3 protein-coding genes and 1 pseudogene are annotated in these 2,421 nt (G+C 31.5%); 2 read left to right on the forward strand and 2 right to left on the reverse strand.

The window, feature by feature from the left end; all coding sequences use genetic code 11:
• Positions 1–479: pseudogene (locus tag ACP7AV_RS17100) on the forward strand (alpha/beta hydrolase); the annotation flags it as partial.
• A 150-nt stretch (positions 480–629) separates the two neighbouring features.
• Here the strand turns inward: ACP7AV_RS17100 and ACP7AV_RS17105 are convergent.
• Positions 630–929 carry a hypothetical protein gene (locus tag ACP7AV_RS17105; RefSeq protein WP_426093002.1) on the reverse strand — a complete coding sequence of 100 codons (300 nt, stop codon included), beginning with the start codon at positions 927–929 and terminating at the stop codon, positions 630–632.
• Between the two features lie 182 nt (positions 930–1,111).
• Positions 1,112–1,342 (reverse strand): hypothetical protein, encoded by a 231-nt coding sequence (locus ACP7AV_RS17110; RefSeq protein ID WP_426093003.1) that lies wholly within the window; start codon positions 1,340–1,342, stop codon positions 1,112–1,114.
• Between the two features lie 189 nt (positions 1,343–1,531).
• On the opposite strand from ACP7AV_RS17110, the gene ACP7AV_RS17115 reads away from it, so the two are divergent.
• A complete protein-coding gene (locus ACP7AV_RS17115; protein ID WP_426093004.1) occupies positions 1,532–1,978 on the forward strand; it encodes a hypothetical protein in 447 nt (148 codons plus the stop codon).
• Positions 1,979–2,421 lie beyond the last annotated feature (443 nt).

Here is a 2,421-nt window from a genome sequence, read left to right on the forward strand (position 1 = left end):
CAGCAATTTTTGCGATTGACCCACCTCTTGACTTTGAAAGATTTTATAATTCAGCAAAAAGAGATATTCGACTTTCAAAAGACATCGAAGCAAATGAAGAGAATGTTTATATGGTAGATCGACTTGAAAAAGAAACTGGTGGAAGTCCAACAACAAACCTAGCCGAATATTACAATATTTCGCCTTACTCATTTTCAGACACAACTCAAAGAGCAATTAAAAAACTGGCGAAAATTCCATTGAGAATTTATACAGAACCTGACATAAATTGGTGGTTAAAAGAACGTGGTGCAGACTTTACGAGTATGAATGCGACAGAATGTTCAGCAATGATTAGTGAAGTAAATAGACTTGGAAATCAAAATGCAGAATTAATAACATCACAAAATAAAGGTTATAGAAAACCTGACAATAGAAGACATCCGCATTCTTGGAGTATTGTGGATAATGACGAATTAATAAAATGGTTATTAAAATAGAAATAATGCCAGCAGGTAACAGCTAGTAAGCAATAGTCGGGAATTAGGCTGAAATGAAAATGGTTTTGTACTTGGAAATAGTGTGATAATCCGCATAATTTGCTTTATTTAGCCCGACCATCGCGTACTAGCAAAACGTTATAAGGCAGTTTACAAAACCAAACATTCCTCGAAAATCATCCCGACTACAAGTTCTTTATGTTCGTGTTTCGGTGACCAAGAACCCATTAAACCACGAGCATACATATAGGCATTTTCTTTCCAAGTTCCTTCAACATCTTTTTGTAATTCTATCTTGCCACCAGTATAGAATAATTCTGAAAATTTTTTCATTCCTTTTTGAGGGTTTCTTTTTTCGGCTTCTTCTACAAGTTCTTTTGTAGTGTTAAATGTTGGAAAAGCCAAATCTACTTGCGTTACTTCTGGGAATTTGTAAGTTGATAAATCCATTTTTATAATTTTTATAAGTTAATATTTAGTGTTAAAAAACCGCCTTATAACAGCTAGTAAGCAATAGCTGGGCATTTGGTTAAATTTAATTAGTGTTTTGTTTCAGTTGTTATTGTTTTTAGCTCGAATAATTGTGATTTTTAACCCCAACCATCGCCTACTAGCGAAACGTTATGTGAGATTTAATCACCTCCATCGCCTCCTTCACAAGAAATATTTAGTTTTATACTACAATCTATGTTGTCATCGTGGTTAACATCATTAATTCTAACAGATATAAACCCATTTGCCATTAAATTTAATCGCCCAGTTTCCATTTTGCTTATTTTTTCTAAAGCCTTGATGAATTTTTCTTCTAGTTCTGTTAATTGAAATTCATCCCCTAAATGATTCCTTACTTCTCTACATTTCATTTTTGTTTAAATAAATAAACCTCACATAACAGCTACTACAATCAATAGCTATATTTAGGCTTTGGTTATTATTGTTTTGTGCTTGCATTGTTCGGGCAAACTCCAATTAATTTGGCTTTCTAATCCTCTACTGAGTGTAGTAGCAAGACGTTATGCCTCAGTTTAAAGAACCGAAACACCGAAAATAATATGAGTAATGAATTAACAGTTGTAATAATTGGTTTATATACCGTTGTATATGTAATTGTGTTTTTTGTACAAAAATCACAAATCGACCAAACAAAAGAAATAAACGCGTCGATGAAATCTTTTATGGATATTTTCAAAATAGACGAAGTAAAAAAGTATGTTGAAATGAGAAATGAACGTGTAATGGATGATGCATCTAAATTGATTATGGATAATAAGAAATTCAAAGATATGTCAGAATATTTAATAAATACAACTACAGAACCAATTCAAGAATATTATAAAAAAACAATTAATGACAGACACATTGAATTATTAAATGTTGTTTCTCAGGTGATAATTTATTTAGAACCAGACAAAAGGGAAAAGTTCATAAATGACGTTTTGCCAAATAACCAACAAGTTCTTATGGATATGTTGATTGATCACGAAAAAAATAAGCCTTAACATTATTATATTCTTTTCTTGAAACAATTTTGTGTTTTAATAAAAAACCAAATCTTTCATCAAAAACATTATTTTTCTTTTTTTTGAATAAATTAAATATAAAATCAAGCATAATAAATTAATTTAAAATTGTTTCCGACTTAAACGGTGCGGAAGCGAAACCGAAATATTGAAACGTGAAAATTGGAATAAATAAAAAACCGAAGGCATAACAGCTGTCTGTGGCTATTGTGGAGTTTAGTGGAATCACTGTTTCGCATCAATATTCTGCAAAGCCGAAAATTGAGCGGTTACGAACTTCCACAACAGACCACAGGCAGCGGGACGTCAAACTGTCTAATAACCTCCTTTCTCCCTGTTAAATAAATTGTAGTAAAAATCGTTCAAATAATTTGCATAACTCGTTGGTTTTTATTATATTTAAGGATGAAATTCATCAACGG

The organism is Flavobacterium sp. DSR3-2 (assembly GCF_049896525.1).
GTDB lineage: Bacteria > Bacteroidota > Bacteroidia > Flavobacteriales > Flavobacteriaceae > Flavobacterium.

Excerpts from the sequence above, each read along its gene's own strand:
- ACP7AV_RS17110 (WP_426093003.1), bottom strand. The coding sequence starts at position 1,342 with ATGAAATGTAGAGAAGTAAGGAATCATTTAGGGGATGAATTTCAATTA.
- ACP7AV_RS17115 (WP_426093004.1), top strand. The coding sequence starts at position 1,532 with ATGAGTAATGAATTAACAGTTGTAATAATTGGTTTATATACCGTTGTA.
- ACP7AV_RS17105 (WP_426093002.1), bottom strand. The coding sequence starts at position 929 with ATGGATTTATCAACTTACAAATTCCCAGAAGTAACGCAAGTAGATTTG.